General features: G+C 58.3%; 20 protein-coding genes. 7 read left to right on the forward strand and 13 right to left on the reverse strand.

Annotated elements, in window-relative coordinates; all coding sequences use genetic code 11:
- Positions 1–133: 133 nt before the first annotated feature.
- From lepB to lptF, 4 genes are all read right to left on the reverse strand, one after another.
- The gene (lepB, locus tag B195_RS18135) at positions 134–988 is read right to left on the reverse strand and encodes a signal peptidase I (protein WP_003440159.1); all 855 of its coding nucleotides are present in this window, start codon (positions 986–988) and stop codon (positions 134–136) included.
- A gap of 5 nt (positions 989–993) precedes the next feature.
- Positions 994–2793, reverse strand: coding sequence for a translation elongation factor 4 (lepA, locus tag B195_RS18140; RefSeq protein ID WP_029612404.1), 1800 nt, complete (start codon positions 2791–2793; stop codon positions 994–996).
- A 162-nt stretch (positions 2794–2955) separates the two neighbouring features.
- On the reverse strand, positions 2956–4017 hold the full coding sequence (gene lptG, locus B195_RS18145; RefSeq protein ID WP_003440153.1) for an LPS export ABC transporter permease LptG: 1062 nt from the start codon (positions 4015–4017) through the stop codon (positions 2956–2958).
- On the reverse strand, positions 4010–5128 hold the full coding sequence (gene lptF, locus B195_RS18150) for an LPS export ABC transporter permease LptF (protein ID WP_003440150.1): 1119 nt from the start codon (positions 5126–5128) through the stop codon (positions 4010–4012). Before lptF ends, lptG begins: the two co-directional genes overlap by 8 nt.
- A gap of 318 nt (positions 5129–5446) precedes the next feature.
- Between lptF and B195_RS18155 the strand changes: the two genes are divergently transcribed.
- The 5 genes from B195_RS18155 (at position 5447) to rlmF (ending at position 11966) form a co-directional block, all read left to right on the forward strand.
- Positions 5447–6937 (forward strand): leucyl aminopeptidase, encoded by a 1491-nt coding sequence (locus B195_RS18155; RefSeq protein WP_003440147.1) that lies wholly within the window; start codon positions 5447–5449, stop codon positions 6935–6937.
- Positions 6938–6999: 62 nt separating this feature from the next.
- Complete coding sequence (locus B195_RS18160; RefSeq protein WP_003440143.1) at positions 7000–7440, forward strand: DNA polymerase III subunit chi; 441 nt, start codon at positions 7000–7002, stop codon at positions 7438–7440.
- Between the two features lie 7 nt (positions 7441–7447).
- A complete protein-coding gene (locus B195_RS18165) occupies positions 7448–7831 on the forward strand; it encodes a hypothetical protein (RefSeq protein WP_003440142.1) in 384 nt (127 codons plus the stop codon).
- Between the two features lie 173 nt (positions 7832–8004).
- On the forward strand, positions 8005–10851 hold the full coding sequence (locus tag B195_RS18170) for a valine--tRNA ligase (protein WP_003440140.1): 2847 nt from the start codon (positions 8005–8007) through the stop codon (positions 10849–10851).
- A 98-nt stretch (positions 10852–10949) separates the two neighbouring features.
- Complete coding sequence (gene rlmF, locus B195_RS18175; protein WP_003440138.1) at positions 10950–11966, forward strand: 23S rRNA (adenine(1618)-N(6))-methyltransferase RlmF; 1017 nt, start codon at positions 10950–10952, stop codon at positions 11964–11966.
- Between the two features lie 166 nt (positions 11967–12132).
- Here rlmF and B195_RS18180 read toward each other — a convergent pair whose 3' ends face one another.
- Positions 12133–12414, reverse strand: a complete 282-nt coding sequence (locus tag B195_RS18180) for an HU family DNA-binding protein (RefSeq protein WP_003440137.1) — start codon at positions 12412–12414, stop codon at positions 12133–12135.
- Between the two features lie 386 nt (positions 12415–12800).
- On the opposite strand from B195_RS18180, the gene yejK reads away from it, so the two are divergent.
- Entirely contained in the window at positions 12801–13805 is a 1005-nt protein-coding gene (gene yejK, locus B195_RS18185) for a nucleoid-associated protein YejK (RefSeq protein ID WP_003440136.1), read from the forward strand.
- Entirely contained in the window at positions 13805–14155 is a 351-nt protein-coding gene (locus B195_RS18190; RefSeq protein ID WP_003440135.1) for a glutaredoxin family protein, read from the forward strand. The genes yejK and B195_RS18190 overlap by 1 nt, the downstream gene beginning before the upstream one ends.
- Positions 14156–14314: 159 nt before the next feature.
- Here B195_RS18190 and B195_RS18195 read toward each other — a convergent pair whose 3' ends face one another.
- From B195_RS18195 to B195_RS18230, 8 genes are all read right to left on the reverse strand, one after another.
- Positions 14315–15250, reverse strand: coding sequence for a glutathione S-transferase family protein (locus B195_RS18195; protein WP_003440134.1), 936 nt, complete (start codon positions 15248–15250; stop codon positions 14315–14317).
- Positions 15251–15293: 43 nt separating this feature from the next.
- On the reverse strand, positions 15294–15569 hold the full coding sequence (locus B195_RS18200; RefSeq protein ID WP_029612406.1) for a GIY-YIG nuclease family protein: 276 nt from the start codon (positions 15567–15569) through the stop codon (positions 15294–15296).
- On the reverse strand, positions 15566–16036 hold the full coding sequence (locus tag B195_RS18205; protein ID WP_003440132.1) for a nuclear transport factor 2 family protein: 471 nt from the start codon (positions 16034–16036) through the stop codon (positions 15566–15568). The genes B195_RS18200 and B195_RS18205 overlap by 4 nt, the downstream gene beginning before the upstream one ends.
- 65 nt (positions 16037–16101) lie before the next feature.
- Complete coding sequence (locus B195_RS18210) at positions 16102–17397, reverse strand: CynX/NimT family MFS transporter (protein WP_003440124.1); 1296 nt, start codon at positions 17395–17397, stop codon at positions 16102–16104.
- 553 nt (positions 17398–17950) lie between these two features.
- Entirely contained in the window at positions 17951–18715 is a 765-nt protein-coding gene (locus tag B195_RS18215) for an amino acid ABC transporter ATP-binding protein (protein WP_003440122.1), read from the reverse strand.
- Positions 18716–18728: 13 nt separating this feature from the next.
- Positions 18729–19826 carry an amino acid ABC transporter permease gene (locus tag B195_RS18220; RefSeq protein ID WP_003440119.1) on the reverse strand — a complete coding sequence of 366 codons (1098 nt, stop codon included), beginning with the start codon at positions 19824–19826 and terminating at the stop codon, positions 18729–18731.
- Between the two features lie 10 nt (positions 19827–19836).
- Positions 19837–21018: an amino acid ABC transporter permease gene (locus B195_RS18225; protein ID WP_003440117.1), complete on the reverse strand. Its 1182-nt coding sequence runs from the start codon at positions 21016–21018 to the stop codon at positions 19837–19839.
- A gap of 65 nt (positions 21019–21083) precedes the next feature.
- A complete protein-coding gene (locus tag B195_RS18230; RefSeq protein WP_003440115.1) occupies positions 21084–22112 on the reverse strand; it encodes an amino acid ABC transporter substrate-binding protein in 1029 nt (342 codons plus the stop codon).
- Positions 22113–22262 lie beyond the last annotated feature (150 nt).

Genomic DNA, 22262 nt, shown 5'->3' on the forward strand with positions numbered 1-22262 from the left:
GTTCAAATCCACATCCTGAATACTGTTGGCCGGCATGCCTGAAGCGGCATGACGACCTTAAGAACCGCTGACCTCCGAATTTATTCGGACGCCTGAAAAGCATTCGGCGCTGTTATTAACAGCGCCGTCTTGGCTACTTGATCAACCCAACCCGCGAGAAGTTCGGCAGGTTGCTTGTCTTGGGTTCCGGCCAGCTCATCCAGACAGCGAAGGCCTTGCCGACGATATTCTTGTCGGGAACCATGCCCAGTTCGTCTTTGGGAATGTTCGGATCATCCCAATAACGGCTGTCGTTCGAGTTGTCGCGGTTGTCACCCATCATGAAGTAGTGACCGGCCGGAACCGTCCACTCCTTGTCAGGCGGCGCGCGATAACGGCTCATTTCCTTGCGGATCATGTGCTCGACTTCGCCCAGCTTCTCTTTGTAGAGCTCCGCGCTGCCCAGGGTGCCCGGCTCCGTTCCCACCAGTTGCTCGGCAACCAGTTGATCGTTGACGTACAAATGCTTGTCGCTGGTGTAGCGAATCTTGTCGCCCGGCAGGCCGACTACACGCTTGATGTAGTTGACCGTCGGATCGCTAGGGTAGCGAAACACCATCACATCGCCCCGCTTCGGATCACCCACCTCGATGATTTTCGTATCGAGAACCGGCAAGCGGATCCCGTAGGAAAATTTGTTCACCAAGATGAAATCGCCCACATCCAGGGTTGGCTTCATCGAGCCGGACGGAATCTGGAACGGCTCAACCAGAAACGAACGCAATACCAGCACGATGAACAACACAGGGAAGAACGATTTGCCGTATTCAACCAGCAACGGTTCCTTGTTGAGCTTTTCGATTACCTGCGTATCAGCCGGTGTAACACTGGCTTGATAGTTGGCAATGGCCTTGCGCCGGCGAGGTGCCAGGAAGACCAAATCGAGCAGCGCCAGCAAACCGCACACGGCAACAGCAATGACCAGCAACAGCGGGAAATTTAGTGACATAGGACCTAGCTATCCAACCTGAGCACTGCAAGGAAGGCTTCTTGTGGAATTTCCACGTTACCCACTTGCTTCATGCGTTTTTTACCGGCTTTCTGCTTTTCCAACAGCTTGCGCTTACGGCTAACGTCACCACCGTAGCATTTGGCCAGTACGTTTTTTCTGAGCGCTTTAACAGACGAGCGCGCAATGATTTGGCCACCAATGGCAGCCTGAATTGCCACATCGAACATCTGACGCGGAATCAGCTCTTTCATCTTCTCGGTCAGCGCACGCCCTTTGTAGTGAGCGTTGTCGCGGTGAACGATCAGAGCCAGTGCGTCAACCTTCTCGCCGTTGATCAAGACATCAAGCTTGACCAGGTTGGCCGATTGATAACGGTCAAAATGGTAGTCGAGCGAAGCATAGCCGCGACTGGTGGATTTGAGACGGTCGAAGAAGTCCAGAACCACTTCGTTCATCGGCAAATCGTAAGTCACTTGCACCTGGGAGCCGAGGAACAGCATGTCATGCTGAACGCCGCGCTTTTCAATGCACAGGGTAATGACGTTACCCAGGTGCTCTTGAGGCACAAGGATATTGGCACGAACGATAGGTTCGCGAATGTCTTCAATGGAGGACACGTCCGGCAGCTTGGACGGGTTATCCACATAAATGGTTTCACCGGTCTTGAGCAGCAGCTCAAAAATTACGGTAGGCGCCGTGGTGATCAGGTCCAGGTCGTATTCGCGCTCAAGGCGCTCCTGGATGATCTCCATGTGCAGCATGCCGAGGAACCCGCAACGGAAGCCGAAGCCCAGGGCGTCGGAGCTTTCCGGGGTGTACTGCAGCGACGAGTCGTTCAGCGTGAGCTTTTGCAGGGCCTCACGGAAGTCTTCGAAGTCGTCAGAGCTGACCGGGAACAAGCCCGCGTAGACCTGCGGCTGAATCCGCTTGAAACCTGGCAGTACGTCAACATCCGGGGTGGAGCTCAAGGTCAGGGTGTCGCCCACTGGCGCACCGTGAATGTCCTTGATACCGGCGATGATGAAGCCTACTTCACCGGCTTTCAGATCAGTGGTCGCGGTGTGCTTGGGGTTGAACACACCCACGCTGTCGACCAGATGCACCTTGCCGGTGGACTTGACCAGGATCTTGTCGCCCTTTTTCACGCGGCCGTGGCGCACGCGAACCAGGGACACAACGCCCAGGTAGTTGTCGAACCAGGAGTCGATGATCAACGCTTGCAGCGGATCTTCGTAGTTGCCGGTCGGCGCAGGAATGGTCTGCACCAGGCGCTCAAGCACTTCGTCGACGCCCAGGCCGGTTTTGGCGCTGCATGTCACGGCATCAGTGGCATCGATACCAATGATTTTTTCGATTTCATCCCTGACGCGATCAGGATCGGCCTGGGGCAAGTCGATCTTGTTCAAGACCGGCATAACCTCAAGGCCCTGCTCGATGGCGGTGTAGCAGTTGGCTACGGACTGGGCTTCTACGCCCTGCCCGGCATCGACCACCAGCAACGCACCTTCACACGCCGCCAGAGACCGGCTGACTTCGTAGGTGAAGTCAACGTGGCCCGGGGTATCAATGAAGTTCAGCTGATAGGTTTTGCCGTCTTTGGCCGTGTAATACAGGGTGACGCTGTGGGCTTTGATGGTGATCCCGCGCTCGCGCTCGAGGTCCATGGAGTCCAGAACCTGGGCTTCCATTTCGCGCTCGGCGAGGCCGCCGCACATCTGAATAAAACGATCGGCCAGCGTCGACTTGCCATGGTCAATGTGGGCGATGATGGAGAAATTGCGGATATGACTCAAATCACTCACGGGTCAACACTCAAAAAAAGTCGCAGGCAGACTGCCCGCCGAAAAATAGCCGGGAATTGTACCTGATCCGCGCGCCAAGCGTCACGTCCGCAGGCCAATAGCCCCGCACAAAAAAGCCCCTATCGCGTGATAGAGGCTTCTGATTGCATCAAGAGCAGTTCATCAACGTGCCCGGCGCAACAGCCAGATACCGGCCAGCGCACAAATACCGGCCGGCAGCAGTACCGCAAACAGCGGTGAGAAGCCAAACACCAGACTGGCCGGCCCCAGCAAGTCTTGCGCGATTTTGAAAGCAAAGCCCACCAACACACCGGTAAACACGCGCTGCCCCAGGGTGACGGAACGCAACGGCCCGAAAATAAAGGAGATGGCCATCAATACCAGCGCCGCCGTAACCAGTGGCTGCAGCACTTTCACCCAAAATGCCAACCAGTAACGGCCGTTGTTCAGACCTTGATCTTTCAGGTAGTGGATATAATTCCACAGGCCGCTGATGGACAGCGCATCCGGAGCCATGACCACGGTATTGAGCAACTGCGGACTCAACGAAACATCCCAACGCTCTTCAGGCACCTTGATGACTTCAGTGCTGCGCTCATGGAAAACCGTGGTTGCAATATCGCTCAACAGCCATTGATCCTGGTCGAACTGGGCCTTCTTGGCGAAACTCGCCGACAGCAGATGACGTTCTTTATCAAACCGATAGCGGGTTACGCCCAACAGCATGCCGTTTGGTTGAACAGCGTTGATATGGATGAACTCATCACCCTGGCGATGCCACAGACCATGCTTGGAGCTTTGTGCGTCACCGCCACCTTGGGCCAGTGCACGGTTGGCCTGGGCAACGGTTTCAGTTGCCGGGGCGACATACTCGCCAATCAGGATGCCGGCCAGCACCAGTACCAGCATTGGCTTCATGACCGCCCAGACAATACGCCCGGTGGACACACCGGCCGCACGCATGATCGTCAGTTCGCTGTTGCTCGCAAGACTGCCCAGACCAATCAGGCAGCCGATCAGCGCCGCTATCGGCAACATTTCATACATGCGGCGCGGCGCTGTCAGCATGACAAAACTGAAAACGTCCATGATCGTGTAGGTATCGGAGACGCTCTTTACCTCATCGATAAACGCGAACAGCGACGCCAGCCCCAGAATGATCCCGGTTACCGCCAGGATCGCCAGGAACACACTTTTACCAATATAGCGATCGAGCTTAACCACGGGCCATCTCCTTCACGCTACGGCGATTCGCCAGTTTCAAGCGCAAAGGCTCCCAGTAAAACAACAACAGGCCAATGATCAGGAACAGGCCATGCACCCACCACAAACCGAGCGCCGGTGAAATCTTGCCTTTTTCCAGAGCACCGCGGACCAGAATCAAAGCGGTCACATACGCCATATAAAGAAGAATGGCTGGTAACAGCTTGAGGAAGCGCCCCTGACGCGGATTAACGCGAGACAGCGGAACCGCGATCAGCGTCACGATAAAGACCAGCAGCGGCATGGAAAAACGCCATTGCAGTTCGGCTTGCGCACGAATATCCGGGTTACCGACAAGATCCATGGTCGGCATCGCATCGCGGTCGGTCACTTCATCGCTGACATCAGGCTTGGGCAGCAACACACCATAGGTGTCGTACTGAATGGCACGGTAGTCGGCCTGCCCCGGGTTACCGTCATAACGGTAACCGTTATCCAGAATCAGCCAGCGACTGCCGTCGGCACGCACTTCCTGACGCCCCTTCTCTGCCACCAGCACGGTAATGCCACGATCCTTGCCGTTCTGAGCCGCGGGCTTCTGCGTAATGAACACCCCGTTCAGGTGGGTCCGGTCATTGGTCAACTGTTCGGTATAAGTGACCCGCGAACCGTCATTCAATGCCTGAAAGCGGCCCGGCTCCAGCGTGTCGAATTCGGTCAGCGCATCTTGCTTGTTCAGCAGCAGCTGAAACTGATTGGCGCCTTGCGGGGCCAGGCTCAGGCTCAACCAGGCCACAATCAGGGCGACGATGACAGCCGGCACCATGGTAATGCCCAGCAAGCGCTGCTGACTCATACCGGTGGCCGACAGCACGGTCATCTCGCTTTCGAGATACATGCGCCCGTATGCCAGCAAAATGCCCAGAAACAGCCCCAAAGGCAGAATCAGCTGCATAAAGCCCGGAAGACGAAAGCCCATGATCAAGAACAACGAGCTCGGATCCATAGCCCCGGATGCAGCCTGGGCCAGGTATTTGATGAAACGACCGCTCATGATGATGACCAGCAGCACAGCGCTGACAGCGCTCAATGTAAGCAGGACTTCGCGGGACAGATAACGGAAGACGATCAAACCAGACACTCCAGGGTCGTCAGGCTAAGGCGGCCAAACAAGCGACATAACCAGTCGACACAGGCTCAAATGGATGAGCCGGGCCATTGAAAAAGATTGCGCATTATCCTGTGAATGACCCCGCCTGTCACTGCGCTTGCTCACCCAAGTATTCAAAGCTGCAATATGCGCGCAAGCGAGGGTTGTCAGGCCCGACTGACGGGGTTCAAACTGCCTGCCTTGACGCCCGCCTGGATCACAGGTGAGGCGCCTCATTTATCAGGCAAGCAAACACTGCCGTTTGTGCGCACGTTGACCATTTGATTCAGGGACCCGGACATGGAACTGGTTGTAAAAAGCGTCAGCCCAGAAACGTTGAAAACGGCCACTCTCGTGGTCGCCATCGGTGAAGGCCGCAAGCTCGACCACACCGCCAAGGCCATTGACGAACTCACCGGCGGCGCCATCAGCGCCGTACTCAAGCGTGGCGACATCACCGGCAAAACCGGCCAGAGCCTGCTGCTACACAGCCTGGCGAACCTGAAAGCCGAACGCGTTTTGTTGCTGGGCACCGGCAAGGATGAAGAACTGGGCGACCGTCCGTTCCGCAAAATCATCAGCACCGCACTTAACGTACTCAAAGGCCTGGGCGGCAGTGATGCCGTGCTGGCGCTCGACGAACTGGTGGTCAAGGGTCGCGACAGCTACGGCAAAACCCGCCTGCTGGCAGAAACCCTGGCCGACGGCGAATACAGCTTCGACCGTTTCAAAAGCCAGAAAGCAGAACCCCGCGCCCTGAAAAAAATCACCCTGCTGACCATCAAGGCTGCACAGGCTGAAGTTCAGCGTGGCGTGACCCACGCCCAGGCCATTGCCAGCGGCATGGCGTTCACCCGCGATCTGGGCAACCTGCCGCCCAACATCTGCCACCCGACTTTCCTGGCCGAACAGGCCAAAGAGCTGGGCAAGGAACACAAAGGCCTGAAAGTAGAGATCCTTGACGAGAAAAAAATCAAGGACCTGGGCATGGGCGCGTTCTACGCCGTCGGCCAGGGCAGCGACCAGCCGCCACGCCTGATCGTGATGAACTACTCGGGCGGCAAGAAATCCGAGAAGCCGTTTGTACTGGTCGGCAAGGGCATCACCTTCGACACCGGCGGCATCAGCCTCAAGCCGGGTGCCGGCATGGATGAAATGAAGTACGACATGGGCGGTGCTGCCAGCGTGTTCGGCACCCTGCGCGCCGTGCTCGAGCTGAAACTGCCGATCAACCTGGTGTGCATTCTGGCCTGCGCCGAAAACATGCCAAGCGGCGGCGCGGCGCGTCCGGGCGACATCGTGACCACCATGAGCGGGCAAACCGTGGAAATCCTCAATACCGACGCCGAAGGCCGTCTGGTGCTGTGCGATGCCCTGACCTACGCCGAACGTTTCAAACCCCAGGCCGTGATCGACATCGCCACCCTGACCGGCGCCTGCATGGTTGCACTGGGTGCTCACACCTCGGGCCTGATGGGCAACAACGACGAACTGATCGGCCAGCTACTGGAAGCCGGCAAGCAAGCCGACGATCGCGCCTGGCAGCTGCCGTTGTTCGACGAGTACCAGGAACAACTGGACAGCCCGTTTGCCGACATGGCCAACATCGGCGGCCCTAAGGCCGGCGCCATCACTGCCGGCTGCTTCCTGTCGCGCTTTGCCAAGGCCTTCCACTGGGCGCACCTGGACATCGCCGGTACCGCATGGGTCAGCGGCGGCAAGGACAAGGGCGCCAGCGGCCGCCCTGTGCCACTGCTGACTCAGTACCTGCTGGATCGCGCCAACGCTTGAAGCTGACAATCGAAGGCTGCGCTGCTTATTAATAGCGGCGCGGCCCCGATTCAGGAATTGCAATGACCCCAGAATTAAGCAAAGTCGACTTTTATATCCTTCCCAGCGCCGACCCTTCGGCACGCCTGGATTTTGCCTGCAAACTCGCGGACAAAGCCTGGCGCCTCGGGCACCGGGTGTACCTGCACTGCAGCGATGCAGCGCAACGCCAGGATCTGGATGAGCGTCTGTGGCGCTTCAAGGGCGAAAGCTTCGTCCCCCACAGCAACGCTGAAGACCAGCCCGATGGCGTGATACTCATGGGCCTGGGCGAGGCACCAGCCAGCCATCAGGACTTACTGATCAACCTGGACCTTAAAGTCCCCGAATTCTTCAAACGCTTCGCCCGCGTGGCTGAAGTCGTGGTCGAAGACCCCGCCGTCCGACTGGCCGCACGGGAGAGTTTCCGCTTCTACCGTGAACAGGGCTATCCTCTGCAAGACCACAAGCTACAACGACTCTGAGCACACGATGGACACCTCCAATTCGCCGCAAAAAGCCGCACACCTGCTCGATGATCTTGAATCCATTCGCCAGCTGCTGGGAGATGAAGATCTGCAACCTCCCCTGCTGACGGAAATGGTGGGTGGCGAAGAAGCGCAAATTCCGTTGCTCTCTGAAGTGATCAGCGAAGAGCCCGAACCTGCGCAAATACCGCTGGCCGGCATAGCGCCAGCCCCCAAAGCCGAAAAAGCGCCGGACGCACTGCTGGTTCATCTGGACAAAGAGCTGCGCACTGCGGCGCAAGCGATCATGCAAGACGTGATCAACGACTTCGCCCCGCACATCGAAACCGAAATCAAACGCCGCCTCGATGCACATATGGAGCGCTTGCTCGCCCAGCATCAGAGCTGATCGGCGATGTAGCACATGCCGCTCCTGTGGGAGCTGACTTGCCAGCTCCCACAGGTTTTACCCAGCAGCGTTCCCGCAGAAGCAATAGGTTCCCTGCACAACTCGCCCTCTGCCTCCCGCCCCGCTATACTTGCCGGCTTTCCTGAATTAATGCCAATAGGGTCCCGCCGCGCATGGATAAGACCTACCAGCCGCACGCCATTGAAACTTCCTGGTACAAAACCTGGGAAGAACAGAATTATTTCGCCCCGCAAGGCGCGGGCGACCCGTACACCATCATGATTCCGCCGCCGAACGTCACCGGCAGCCTGCATATGGGCCACGGCTTCAACAACGCGATCATGGACGCCCTGATCCGTTTCCGCCGCATGCAGGGTCGCAACACCCTGTGGCAGCCGGGCACCGACCACGCGGGTATCGCTACCCAGATGCTGGTTGAGCGTCAGATCGAAGCACAAGGTCTGAACCGCCACGACCTGGGCCGCGAGAAGTTCCTGGACAAGATCTGGGAATGGAAAGATCAGTCCGGCGGCAACATCAGCCGTCAGATTCGTCGCCTTGGCTCGTCCGTAGACTGGAGCCGCGAACGCTTCACCATGGACGACGGCCTGTCCGAAGCCGTGAAGGAAGCCTTTGTGCGCCTGCACGAAGACGGCCTGATCTATCGCGGCAAGCGCCTGGTCAACTGGGACACCAAGCTGCACACCGCCATTTCCGACCTTGAAGTGGAAAACCACGACGAGAAAGGTTTCCTGTGGAACCTGCGCTACCCGCTGGCTGATGGCGCCAAAACCGCTGAAGGCCTGGACTACCTGGTAGTTGCAACCACCCGTCCGGAAACCATGCTCGGCGATGCTGCCGTTGCGGTAAACCCGGAAGACGAACGCTACAAGGCCCTGATCGGCAAATTCGTCGAGCTGCCACTGGTTGGCCGTCGCATCCCGATCATTGCTGACGATTACTGCGATCCTGAATTCGGCACTGGCTGTGTGAAAATCACGCCGGCCCACGACTTCAACGACTACGAAGTCGGCAAGCGCCACAACCTGCCGCTGCTGAACATTTTCGACAAAAACGCGGTGGTACTGCCTGCCGCCCAGGTGTTCAACCTCGACGGCAAACTGAACGAAACCATCGACGGCACCCTGCCGGCCAAGTATGCCGGTCTGGACCGCTTCGAAGCGCGCAAGCAAATCGTCGCCGACTTCGAGGCCGCAGGCCTGCTGGTGAGCGTCGACGATCACGCGCTGAAAGTACCGAAGGGCGACCGTTCGGGCACCATCATCGAGCCGTGGCTGACCGATCAGTGGTACGTATCGACCAAGCCGTTGGCTGAACCGGCCATTGCCGCCGTTGAAGATGGCCGCATCGCGTTCGTACCCAAGCAGTACGAAAACATGTACTTCTCGTGGATGCGCGACATCCAGGACTGGTGCATCAGCCGTCAGCTGTGGTGGGGCCACCGGATTCCGGCCTGGTACGACGAGTCGGGCAAGGTCTATGTAGGCCGCGACGAAGCCGAGGTCCGGGCCAAGAACAACCTGGGCCCGGATGTTGCGCTGCAACAGGACAACGACGTGCTCGACACCTGGTTCAGTTCGGGTCTGTGGACGTTCTCCACCCTGGGCTGGCCGGAAAAAACCGACGCGCTGAAAACTTTCCACTCAACTGACGTGCTGGTTACCGGCTTCGACATCATTTTCTTCTGGGTTGCCCGGATGATCATGCTCACCATGCACCTGGTGAAAAATGAAGACGGCACCCCGCAAGTTCCGTTCAAGACCGTGTATGTACACGGCCTGGTACGTGACGGTCAGGGCCAGAAGATGTCCAAGTCCAAGGGCAACGTCCTGGACCCGCTGGACATCATCGACGGCATCGAGCTCGAAGACCTGGTGGCCAAACGCACCACCGGCCTGATGCAGCCAAAACTGCTGAAGAAGATCGAAAAACAGACCCGTGACGAATTCGCTGACGGCATCGCCAGCTACGGCACCGACGCCCTGCGCTTCACTTTCTGTTCGCTGGCATCCACCGGTCGCGACATCAAATTCGACATGGGCCGCGTTGAAGGCTATCGCAACTTCTGCAACAAGATCTGGAACGCCGCGCGCTACGTGCTGGACAAGGGCGAAGACTGCGGCCAGAACGGCGAAGCCTACGAACTGTCACTGGCTGACCGCTGGATCATCTCGCAGCTGCAGCGCACCGAAGCCGAAGTGACCCGTCACCTCGACCAGTTCCGCTTCGACCTCGCCGCTCAAGCCCTGTACGAGTTCATCTGGAACCAGTACTGCGACTGGTACCTGGAACTGTCCAAGCCTGTGCTGTGGGACGAAAACGCTCCGGTTGAACGCCAGCGTGGCACGCGTCGCACCCTGGTGCGGGTACTGGAAGTGGCCTTGCGCCTGGCACACCCGTTCATGCCGTTCATCACCGAAGAAATCTGGCAGCGCATCGCGCCGCTGGCCGGTGTCGAAGGCAAGACCATCATGCTGCAACCATGGCCGGTGGCGAATGAAGCCCGCATCGACCAGGCTGCCGAAGATGATATCGAATGGCTCAAGGGCCTGATGCTCGGCACGCGCAATATCCGTGGCGAGATGAACATCGGTCCTGGCAAGCCTTTGCAGCTGTACCTGAAAAACGTCAGCAGCGAAGATCAGCGCCGTTTGACCGAGAACGACGCCCTGCTCAAAAAGCTGGCTAAACTCGAATCCATCACCGTGCTGCAAGACGGCGCCGAAGCACCGCTGTCCGCCACCGCTCTGGTTGGCGAGATGGAAGTGCTGGTGCCAATGGCCGGCCTGATCGACAAAGATGCAGAGTTGGCGCGCCTGGACAAGGAAATCCAGCGCTTGCACGGCGAAGTTGCCCGCGTTGGCGGCAAGTTGTCGAACGCCGCATTCGTTGACAAGGCTCCGGCCGAAGTCATCGAGAAAGAACGTGCCAAGTTGGCCGAAGCCGAACAGGCCTTGAGCAAACTGGCAGAACAGCACGCGCGGATTTCCAGCCTGTAATAACGCTGCGCACCTGATCGCGGGCAAGGCCGCTCCCGCAGGGTTCAACCCTGCTGGGGCGGCCTTGCCCGCGATTGCTTTTGTGGAATGAATTGAACATGACGACCCCACGCACTTCCAAAGCCACACGCCACAAGCCCAAGTCCGCTGCCGAGGCCAAACCGGCCGAGCCGCGCGTCAAGCCCAGCCTGCACCCGCGCAACCGTCACCAGGGCCGTTACGACTTCCCGCAACTGATTTCGGTCTGCCCTGAACTGGCCGAATTCGTCATCATCAACCCGTACGGCAAAGAGAGCATCGACTTTGCCAACCCGACCGCGGTACGCGTGTTCAACCGCGCCCTGCTCAAGGCGTTCTACGGCATTGCCCACTGGGACATCCCGGCCGACTACCTGTGCCCGCCGGTTCCGGGACGCGCCGACTACGTGCACTTCCTGGCCGACCTGCTGGCCAGCATGAACGACGGCGAAATCCCCCGCGGGCAGAACGTTCGCGTGCTGGACATCGGCATGGGCGCCAACTGCGTCTACCCGCTGATCGGCCATAGCGAGTACCGCTGGCAGTTCCTGGGTACTGAAGTCGATCCGACTGCAGTCAAGGCGGCCAAGGCGATTGTGCAGTCCAACGGTCTTAACAAAGCCATCAGCCTGCGCCTGCAACCTAACCCGCAGAAGATCCTGCTGGACCTGCTGGAGAGCACTGAGCGTTTCGACCTGACCATGTGCAACCCGCCGTTCCACGCCTCCCTGGACGAAGCTACACGCGGCAGTGAGCGTAAATGGCGCGCACTGGGCAAGGCAGATCCCAAGCGCAAGCTGCCGGTTCTGAACTTTGGTGGCCAGGCGGCCGAATTGTGGTGTGAAGGCGGCGAGCAGCGCTTTGTGACCCAACTGATCCGCGAAAGCGTGCATGTGGCCCGTCAGATCCTGTGGTTCAGCGTACTGGTGTCCAAGGCGTCCAACCTGCCGGCAATCCAGACCGCGCTGAAAAAAGCCGGTGCCCGTGAAAGCCAGGTCGTCGACATGTCCCAGGGTAACAAGCAGAGCCGCTTTGTAGCCTGGACGTTCCATGACAAGGACCAGCAGCAAATGTGGCGCGAAAAGAACTGGAAGTAAGCACCCTGTAACCCCGCAGGAGCGAGCTTGTCTCGCGATCTTTTACAAAATCAAAAGATCGCGAGACAAGCTCGCTCCTGCAAGGGAAGACGGTGTTTTCAGGATTTTCGCCCAAAAAAAAGCCGCGCTTCGAAGTGATTCGAAGCGCGGCTTTTTTAAAACAGTCTTACTTGTTAACAGCGTCAGTCAGGCCTTTGGCCACAACGAGCTTGATAACTTTTTTGGCGGCGATTTCGATGGCAGCGCCAGTCGAAGGGTTACGGCCAGTGCGGGCAGGACGCTCGGTCACTTTCAGTTTGCCAATACCTGGCAGAGTGATTTCGCCGCCATTTTCCAATTGATCAGCAACGATCTGGGCCAGTTGGTCCAGAGCGTTACGCGCGGTAGTTTTTGGCGCGTCGATAGCTTCAGCGATATCGGCAATCAGTTGGTCTTTAGTAATAGCCATTGAGATGTTCCTTCCCTATCAAATTCATTTGGTTTGCAGAGTGCAATGTCAGCCATCGAGCCAGATCTCAAGGGTCTGGCACACCCGCCAGCTTTCACGACGAATCGCGGATGTAGATAGCTAAAACGGGGTTTGGTTCGACCTGACACATGCTGAATGCATGCATTGCGCCGTTTCCGAGCGCAAGACCGGGCAAAACTAGCACAGAGACAGCGAAATATCCGCCTCTACCTAGCCATTTGGTCAGCTTTATAGGCTTAAAACCGTAAAAAAACCGTCAACACCCGTCTCAAGCGCCCCAAACCCCGACCCGGCGCTCAGGTGGGGTACACTTGACGCCTTTGCGGGGTGCGCACCCTGTCCTCTCATTACTCGCCGAGAAACCCATGCCGATCCGTCATTGCATCGTCCATTTAATTGAGAAAAAACCCGACGGTACGCCCGCTGTTCTCCACGCTCGCGACTCTGAACTGGCCGAGTCCCAAGCCATCGAGAACATGCTCGCGGACCTCAACGAAAGCTATAACGCCAAGCAAGGCAAAGCCTGGGGCTTTTTCCATGCCGAGTCCGGAGCCCACCCGTTCAGTGGCTGGCTCAAGGAATACCTGGAAGGCGGCACGGACTTCACCGCCTTCAGCCGCGTGGCTGTGGAGCACCTGCAAAAGCTGATGGAAGAATCCAACCTGTCGGTGGGTGGTCACGTGCTGTTCGCCCACTACCAGCAAGGCATGACTGACTACCTGGCTATCGCCCTGCTGCACCACAGCGACGGCGTGGCGGTGAACTCGGAACTGGACGTCACCCCTTCGCGGCATCTGGATCTGGGCCAGTTGCATCTGGCCGCACGGATCAATATTTCCGAGTGGCAGAACAACAAGCAGTCCAAGCAGTACATATCGTTTATCAAGGGCAAGAACGGCAAGAAAGTCTCGGAGTATTTCCGCGACTTTATCGGCTGTCAGGAAGGCGTCGACGGCCCCGGCGAAACCCGCACCCTGCTCAAGGCGTTCAGCGACTTCGTCGAAAGCGAAGACCTGCCTGAAGAGTCGGCCCGGGAAAAAACCAAGACTCTGGTCGACTACGCCAGCAGCCAGGCCAAGATCGGTGAACCCATGGGCCTGGTCGAGTTGTCCGAACTGATCGACGAAGAGCGCCCGAAAGCCTTCTACGACCATATCCGCAACAAGGACTACGGTCTGTCCCCGGAGATCCCGGCAGATAAACGCACCCTGAACCAGTTCCGGCGCTTCACCGGACGTGCCGAGGGCCTGTCCATCAGCTTTGAGGCCCATCTGCTGGGCTCCAAGATCGAATTCGACGAAGAAGCCGGAACCCTGGTCATCAAAGGCCTGCCCACCCAGTTGCTCGACCAGCTCAAGCGCAACAAGTAATGCTCAACGGCATCTTGAAGAAGGTCCTGTTTGTTCTGGTGGTGGTGGTCATCTTTCAGAACTGGGGCAAGATCGAGCGAGTGCTTGACCCCTCGGCGGCGGTGCCCGAGCAAACCCGGGCCAGTGCCCGGGTGGTGCTGTACTCCACCGAGTGGTGTGGCTACTGCAAGGCCACCCGGCGCTTTCTGGATCAGAAAGGCATCCCGTATCAAGAGTTTGATATAGACAAGGATACCGCCGCCCGCCAGGCCTATGAGGCACTGGGCGGACGTGGAATTCCGATTCTGGACGTGAACGGCACACTGCTCAGGGACTTCAACCCGGATGCGATAATGGCCGCGTTGAAATAACCCTGCGGCTCAGCAAAACCGTAATTTCCCGAATCTAATCGCTGGCAAGCCAGCTCCCACAAAAGCAGCAGTGGGAATCGTTTTGCCTGAATTGCATCGTTGGCCAGCTCCCACAGTTTGTGTGGGAGCTGGCTTGCCAGCGATGCAAGCGCCCCGTGCTTATTGACCCACCGCCTCAATCCGAAACCCGATCCGCGGAAAGTGCACATGCACCACTCCGGTTCGTGGGTCTTCGCGACGCACTACCAGCTCTTCTGCGCCGATATGGGCCAGCTCGCCCGCTACCGGGTCAACCCCGTAGTCGGTTGCCGCAACCGTAACCCGCTGGCCCTTGCTGAAGCCAAAAGCCGAATCGAACTCAGGCAAGGCAACCGGCTCAACGCCTTTGGCAATCGCCAGCGCCTGCTCGGCGGTGATTTCAATCGGTGTGCCCTGGCCGAAGTCCAGAACTCGCTGCAACCAGGCCGCAACGGCCGGATAAGCATCAACCAGAGGTGCAGTCACCGGCGTGGCTTTAAGGAACCACAGCGAGTGCGCCAGCGCGAAGTCGGCAATCGAGGGCTCACCGAACAGGTAATCGCCCTGCTCGTGTTGCAACTGCTGCTCGAGCCGGCCCATGATCACTGGCCATTGCAATACCGCCTGTTCGGCGGGAATGCGGGTGGCGCTGCCACCGCTGAACAATGCCGCGCGATCGGCCACGAACGCCTTGAGCATGTCCGGGGGCATTTTGGCAAACCGTACCGCGGCAGACTCCGGCTGGAACACCAGGCTCACCGCATGTTGAAACACCACCGAGTCAGCCCACGCAGCAACGGCACTGACCACCATTTCCTGACCGAGAGGAAACAAGGCGGGGATCGATTTCTCCTGCTCCAGCCGGCGCGCAATCAAAGCCGTGTCGCAGTAGACATCCGCCCCCACCTGCAATACCGGAGTCTTGCGATAGCCACCGCTCAGCGCCGTCAGATCGGGTTTTGGCATCATGGGCGGGACATGTACCGAATGCCAGGACAGCCCTTTGAAGCCCAGTAGAAGGCGGGCCTTTTGTGCGAAAGGGGAAGCCGCGTAGTGATGAAGAATCAAATCTGACATTCAGTTATCCGCCGCAAAAGAGTAAGCCAGCAGCATAACGCACTTAATCAAACTGACCTGCCTGGCTTTGCACCAGGCATTCCTTGGCACTCTTTTTGAGCTTTTTGATCAGTCGTTCCTGACGCAGCGCTTCACCTTTATCGGGCCAGGACTCGGTATAGACCAGGGCAACGGCAGGGCTTGAAGCAAAAAAACGCGCGCCCTTGCCGCTTTGATGTTTGGCAAAACGACGCACCGGATCATCACTGATCCCGCAATACAGCGAGCCGTTAGCAGCCCGCACCAGGTACACAAACCAGGGTCTGGAACTCACCTTCAACGACTGGCCTCAAAGGCTTCGAGCCCTTTGCGCGCCTGAGCCCGAATGGCATTTTTCACCAGTGGCGTCCAGCCCAGCAACAAACCCTTGGTACCCAGCGCCTGACGCGACCAGCGCCACAGGTCGAACTGATCGTGGTGCTCGCAGATTTTTCCGTCGCGAAACACAAAGCGCGCCTGAATATCGTTGATAACGGTAAACCCGGTCGGGATAAACCTATAAGTGGCTACCCAATGCGCACTGCCACGTTGGGCATCTGCTTGCACCTGATCGAAGGTCAGGCTGAAATCCTTGGCCCGCGAGGTCAGCATGCGCCACATATCGCTGGCACGGCGACCGCGCAATTCACCAAACACCGGGTCGCTGAACAATACATCGTCGGTGTAACAGGCACTCATTGCCTCAGCATCCAGCCGCTGGAAAGCTTGATAGAAGCGAGTGATCAACGCTTGGTGGTCTTGGCTCATGGCAGGATCCGCGGGGTTCAGGGTTCTACAAAAGATAATCTGCAAGGAGCCGAAACACTATGGCTTCAAATCTTTTCACTCAGCGCATTCACATACAGCGCCCGCCCTGCCCCGAGCCCGGCGGCGATGGCGATGATGCCGATCACCCCGAAAATCCAGCCCACGGCACTCCAGCCACCGGTCATTTCATGCACCACACCCACCGCCAACGGCCCCATGGATGCCACCGTATAGCCGATCCCCTGGGCCATGCCCGACAGATTGGCCGCCACATGGGCATCGCGCGAGCGCAGCACGATCAAGGTCAACGCCAGGCTGAATGCACCGCCCTGCCCCAGACCCAGCACAATCGCCCAGCCCCACAAGCCATCCAGCGGTGCATACAGACAGCCGAACAGGCCAGCCAGGGTCATACTCATCATCAATACGATTGCCAGGCGCTGGTCCTTGCCCCGCGTCGCCAGCCAGGGAGCGCTCAGCGCCGTGATCAGTTGCACAATGACTGAACCCGACATCACCAGCCCGGCCTGGGTCGGGGTCAGGCCACGGCCCATCAGAATCGAAGGCAGCCAGCCAAAAACGATGTAGGACAGAGAAGACTGCAAACCCATGTACAGCGTCACTTGCCAGGCCAGCGGGTCACGTATCAGGCCACTCACCCGGTAGGCCACCTTGTGCGCCCCCTGGCGCTTGCCGGCCTGGGGCAGCCAGAAAATGGCCGCCACCAGCGCAGGTAACGCCCAAAATCCCAGCCCCAGCGCCCAGCTGTCGTTCAGATAATTGCTCAACGGCACGGTTGCACCCGCCGCCAGGGCAGCCCCCAGGCACAAGGCCATGGTGTAGACCCCCATTATCGTCCCAGCATGTCCGGCAAAATCGCGCTTGATGATGCCGGGCAACAACACACCGATCACACCGATACTGGCGCCCGCCAGAATACTCCCGGCAAACAGGCCGACTTCCCCCAGGTAGCTGCGCAGGACAATCCCGCCGCCCAGCGTCAGCAAAATTCCCAGCACCACCCGCTCAGTACCGAAGCGCCGGGCCAGAATCGGCGCCAGAGGCGCAAACACACCCAGACAAAGCACTGGCAAGGTGGTCAACAAGCCCGCCTGGGCAGCAGACAGGCCCAGGCTGGTAGACACTTGTGAGAGCAAAGGCGCCATGCTCGACAACGCCGGACGCAGGTTCAACGCCACCAGCACCAGACCCAACAGCAGCAGCCAGGGACGTAACACCGCCACTGGTGCTAGCTGTACTTGCTCGTCGTCGGCTTCGGCATCGATCAGCAACTCCTCCAGATCATCCAGATGACGCACCGGTTCGGTATTGTTTATCGATGGCGAGGCATTGCGCGGCATGGGATCTCCGGTGTTGGGCAGTCAAGAAGTCCGGCAGAGCGCCATGACTTGATAGCGGGAAGTGTCTGACATGCGGTACGCCTGTCAGCACAGTCCTCTGATGAGTTGCCCAACATGGTAGTCAGCCCCCTGCGCAAGGGCAATCGACCACAGGCTAAAAGGTCTGCAAAAGCCTTGGCGGGGAGCGGAAAAACTCGCGAGCAAGCTCGCTCCTACGGGGAGGGGTGCGGTTAATGCAGAATCTGATTCAGGAACATTTTGGTCCGGTCATTTTCTGCGGGGGACGGGAGATGCCTAACACCACAAAACTGTAGGAGCGAGTTTGCTCGCGAGCTGTTTACCGGGGCGCGGAAGAGCTCGCGAGCAAGCTCGCTCCTACGGGGAGGTGTGCGGTTAATGCAGAATCTGATTCAGGAGCAGTTTGGTCCGGTCATTTTCTGCGGGAGACGGGGGATGCCTAACGCCACAAAACTGTAGGAGCGAGCTTGCTCGCGAGCTGTTTACCGGGGCGCGGAAGAGCTCGCGAGCAAGCTCGCTCCTACAGGGGGGGCTGTTAATGCAGAATCTGATTCAGGAACATTTTGGTCCGGTCATTTTGCGGGTTGTCGAAGAAGTCGTTCGGAGCTGCCTGCTCGACGATTTCACCCTTGTCCATAAAGATCACGCGGTTAGCCACGGTACGGGCAAAGCCCATTTCATGGGTCACGCAGAGCATGGTCATGCCGTCTTCGGCCAGGCCGATCATGGTATCCAGCACCTCCTTGACCATCTCCGGATCGAGGGCTGAAGTCGGCTCATCGAACAACATGATTTTAGGCTTCATGCACAACGCCCGGGCAATCGCTACCCGCTGCTGCTGACCACCGGACAACTGCCCCGGAAACTTGTGCGCCTGCTCCGGAATCCGTACCCGCTCCAGATAATGCATGGCGATCTCTTCGGCCTGGCGCTTGGGCATCTTGCGCACCCACATCGGCGCCAGCGTGCAGTTCTGCAGGATGGTCAGGTGCGGGAACAAGTTGAAGTGCTGAAACACCATGCCAACCTCACGGCGCACCGTTTCGATCTGCTTGATGTCGTTGGTCAGCTCAACCCCATCAACCACGATACGCCCCTGCTGGTGCTCTTCGAGGCGGTTCAGGCAACGGATAGTGGTCGATTTGCCGGAACCGGAAGGCCCGCACAATACAATCCGCTCCCCGGGTTGCACGTTAAGGTTGATGTCCTTGAGCACGTGGAACTGGCCGTACCATTTATTGACGCCCTGCATTTGAATAATGCCTTCAGGGCTCGCAGGTTTCTTGATTGCTTCACTCATGTCGCACTCCTACCTAACGCTTGTGGCCAGTGTCCAGCTTGCGCTCCAGATGCATGGAGTAGCGGGACATACCAAAACAGAAAATCCAGAACACCAACGCCGCAAACACATAGCCTTCGGTGGCCATACCCAGCCAGGTCGGGTCGGCAGCAGCCTGTTTGACGCTGTTGAGCAGGTCGAACAGACCGATGATGATCACCAGGCTGGTGTCCTTGAACAGGGCGATAAAGGTGTTGACGATGCCGGGGATCACCAGCTTCAAGGCCTGGGGCAGAATGACCAGCCCCATGCTGCGCCAGTAACCCAGCCCCATCGCGGCGGCGGCTTCGTATTGCCCCTTGGGAATGGCCTGCAAACCACCACGCACCACTTCCGCGACATAGGCCGACTGGAACAGGATCACGCCAATCAAGGCCCGCAGCAGTTTGTCGAAGTTCATGCCTTCGGGCAGAAACAGCGGCAACATCACTGAAGACATGAACAGCACGGTGATCAATGGCACGCCGCGCCAGAACTCGATGAACGTCACGCACACCACGCGAATGGCCGGCATGTCCGAGCGTCTTCCCAGCGCCAGCAAAATCCCCAGCGGCAAAGCACCCGCGATGCCGACCGTGGCAATTACCAGGGTCAGCATCAGGCCGCCCCACTGGCTGGTGGCCACGTTGCTCAGCCCCCAGTAACCGCCATGCAGCAGGCTGTAAGCCAGTACCGGGTACAGCACCAAAAAGCCCAGGCCGTAGATCGCCTTGTGCTTGAAGCGCGAGATAAACAACGGCGCCACACCGATCACGGCCAACCACACCGTCAGATCGACCCTCCAGCGCAGGTCGCGGGGGTAATAGCCGTACATGAACTGGCCGAAGCGCTGCTGAATGAAGACCCAGCAGGCGCCGTCCTTGGTGCAGTCGGCCCGGGTCGTGCCCACCCAATTGGCGTCAAAGATCGCCCAGCTCAGGAGCGGCGGCACGATCAACCAGATCAGGTAAAAGGCAAACAGCGTAAGCAAGGTGTTGAGCCAACTGGAAAACAGATTGGCCCGGGCCCAGGCGACGATGCCGATGCGGTTACCCGGCGGCGGCATGTCGGGTTTGAAAACATGAGTTGTCATAGTCCCGTCCTCATCGCTCGATCAGCGCAATGCGCGTGTTGTACCAATTCATCAGCAGCGAAATACTGATGCTGATGGCCAGGTAAACGCTCATGGTGATGGCGATGACTTCAATCGCTTGCCCGGTCTGGTTAAGCACCGTACCGGCAAACAGTGAAACCATTTCCGGATAACCGATACCTGCCGCCAGCGACGAGTTTTTCACCAGGTTGAGGTATTGGCTGGTGAGCGGCGGGATGATTACCCGCAGCGCCTGGGGAATGATCACCTTACGCAGTGTCGGCCCGGGGCGCAGGCCCAGCGAGCGCGCCGCTTCGGTCTGGCCATGGCTGACCGACTTGATCCCCGAGCGCACGATTTCGGCAATGAACGCCGCCGTGTAAACAGTCAACGCGATGGTCAGCGCTAGCAGCTCCGGAATCAGCACCCAGCCACCGACAAAGTTGAAGCCCTTGAGCTGCGGCATTTCCCAGTGCACCGGCGAGCCAAAGATCAGCATGCACAACCCCGGGATCACCAGCAGCAGGCCCAGCCCGGCCCAGAACTTGTGGAACGGCACACCGGTCGCTTCAAACCGCTTATTGGCCCAGCGTGCCATAAGCACCACTGCCACAATCGCCAGCAGCACGCTGACCACAAACGGCCAGAACCCGTCGGTGCCAATGGCCGCAGGCATGTTCAGGCCACGGCTGCTCATATAGAAAGTGTCAGCAAAGTTATGGCTGTTACGTGGCCCCGGCATGGTCAGGAAGACCGCGAAGTACCAGAACAGGATTTGCAGCAAAGGCGGGATATTGCGGAACACCTCGACGTAAACCGTCGCCAGCTTGTTGATCATCCAGTTGGGGGACAACCTGGCAATACCGATGATAAAGCCGAGGATGGTCGCCAGGATCACACCTATTACCGACACCAGCAGCGTGTTCAGCAGGCCGATCACGAACACCCGGGCATAACTGTCCGACTCGGTGTAATCAATCAGATGCTGCGCAATACCAAACCCGGCACTGCGCTCAAGAAAGTCAAAACCCGAAGTGATACCCCGGTGTTGCAAGTTGGTCTGGGTATTGTTGAACAGATACCAGCCCATGAAGACCACCAACGCGACGGTGATGATCTGAAATAACCACGCACGCACACGTGGATCGCTGAGGCTGAGCCTCGGCTTGGGTGCGCCGACTTTAGTCTGCATGAAGTGCCCCTGAAAAAATGGATCAGAACGTCACCCGGTGGTTGGCCCACCGGGTGACAGGTCCATCAGCGCACAGGTGGTGCGTATTGGATGCCGCCGTTGTTCCACAAGGCGTTCAGCCCGCGGTCGATGGCCAGAGGAGTGCTTTTGCCGAGGTTTTTCTCAAACACTTCGCCGTAGTTGCCGACCTGGCTGACGATCTGCACCACCCAGTCTTTTGGCAGTTTCAAGTCTTTGCCATATTCGCCGTCAGCACCCAGCAAGCGGGCAACATCGGGGTTCTTGGTGGATTTGGCTTCAGCCAGGACGTTTTTCGAGGTGATGCCGGCTTCTTCAGCGTTGAGCATGGCGAACAGGGTCCACTTGACGATGCTGAACCAGTCCTCGTCACCCTTGCGAACCACAGGGCCCAGGGGCTCCTTGGAGATGGTTTCCGGCAACACCACGTAGTCATTCGGGTTCGCCAGCTTGCTGCGCTGTGCATATAGCTGCGATTTGTCGGAGGTCAGCACGTCGCAACGCCCGCTTTCCAGCGACTTGGCGCTTTCGTCGGAGGTGTCGAAGGTGATCGGAGTGTATTTCAGGTTATTGGCCCGGAAGTAATCCGACACGTTGAGCTCAGTAGTAGTACCGGCCTGGATGCAAATGGTTGCACCGTCCAGTTCCTTGGCACTTTTTACCCCCAGCTTGTTATTGACCAGAAAGCCGACGCCGTCGTAATAGGTAACCCCGGCAAACACCATGCCCATGCCCGCGTCACGGGAGCTGGTCCAGGTGGTGTTGCGCGACAGCACATCGACTTCGCCCGATTGCAGCGCGGTGAAACGCTCCTTGGCGTTCAACTGGCTGAACTTGACCTTGGTTGCATCGCCAAACACGGCGGCGGCCACTGCACGGCAGATGTCGGCATCGATCCCCAGAATCTTGCCGTCTTTGTCAGGCACCGAAAAACCCGGCAAACCATCGCTGACGCCACACTGCACAAAACCCTTCTTTTTAACGCCATCGAGCGTCGCGCCTGCGTGAGCAAAACCGCTAACGCTCAACACGATGGCTGCGGTGGCCAAAGCCAGGGTGGATTTCAACTGCTTCATTCAAACCTCCAAGTACTGCTTTTGTTGTGTTTGAACAAGACCCGCCGCCCCCTTGTGAGGCGATGTTGACCCGTGTCGGCTTTTTATTGGGTCACGCGGCATAAGCCTTGAGCGATGGGTATATCGCACCAGCCTTCGAACCGAAGCGCT

Source organism: Pseudomonas sp. Lz4W, assembly GCF_000346225.2.
GTDB lineage: Bacteria > Pseudomonadota > Gammaproteobacteria > Pseudomonadales > Pseudomonadaceae > Aquipseudomonas > Aquipseudomonas paraversuta.

Bases quoted from the DNA above. Each gene is read 5' to 3' on its own strand.
- B195_RS18215 (WP_003440122.1), bottom strand. From the start codon at position 18,715: ATGAGTGAAGCAATCAAGAAACCTGCGAGCCCTGAAGGCATTATTCAA.
- B195_RS18210 (WP_003440124.1), bottom strand. From the start codon at position 17,397: ATGCCGCGCAATGCCTCGCCATCGATAAACAATACCGAACCGGTGCGT.
- B195_RS18180 (WP_003440137.1), bottom strand. From the start codon at position 12,414: ATGGCTATTACTAAAGACCAACTGATTGCCGATATCGCTGAAGCTATC.
- B195_RS18220 (WP_003440119.1), bottom strand. From the start codon at position 19,826: ATGACAACTCATGTTTTCAAACCCGACATGCCGCCGCCGGGTAACCGC.
- B195_RS18190 (WP_003440135.1), top strand. From the start codon at position 13,805: ATGCTCAACGGCATCTTGAAGAAGGTCCTGTTTGTTCTGGTGGTGGTG.
- B195_RS18155 (WP_003440147.1), top strand. From the start codon at position 5,447: ATGGAACTGGTTGTAAAAAGCGTCAGCCCAGAAACGTTGAAAACGGCC.
- B195_RS18170 (WP_003440140.1), top strand. From the start codon at position 8,005: ATGGATAAGACCTACCAGCCGCACGCCATTGAAACTTCCTGGTACAAA.
- B195_RS18160 (WP_003440143.1), top strand. From the start codon at position 7,000: ATGACCCCAGAATTAAGCAAAGTCGACTTTTATATCCTTCCCAGCGCC.
- B195_RS18165 (WP_003440142.1), top strand. From the start codon at position 7,448: ATGGACACCTCCAATTCGCCGCAAAAAGCCGCACACCTGCTCGATGAT.
- yejK (WP_003440136.1), top strand. From the start codon at position 12,801: ATGCCGATCCGTCATTGCATCGTCCATTTAATTGAGAAAAAACCCGAC.
- B195_RS18225 (WP_003440117.1), bottom strand. From the start codon at position 21,018: ATGCAGACTAAAGTCGGCGCACCCAAGCCGAGGCTCAGCCTCAGCGAT.
- lepB (WP_003440159.1), bottom strand. From the start codon at position 988: ATGTCACTAAATTTCCCGCTGTTGCTGGTCATTGCTGTTGCCGTGTGC.
- B195_RS18205 (WP_003440132.1), bottom strand. From the start codon at position 16,036: ATGAGCCAAGACCACCAAGCGTTGATCACTCGCTTCTATCAAGCTTTC.
- rlmF (WP_003440138.1), top strand. From the start codon at position 10,950: ATGACGACCCCACGCACTTCCAAAGCCACACGCCACAAGCCCAAGTCC.
- B195_RS18195 (WP_003440134.1), bottom strand. From the start codon at position 15,250: ATGTCAGATTTGATTCTTCATCACTACGCGGCTTCCCCTTTCGCACAA.
- B195_RS18230 (WP_003440115.1), bottom strand. From the start codon at position 22,112: ATGAAGCAGTTGAAATCCACCCTGGCTTTGGCCACCGCAGCCATCGTG.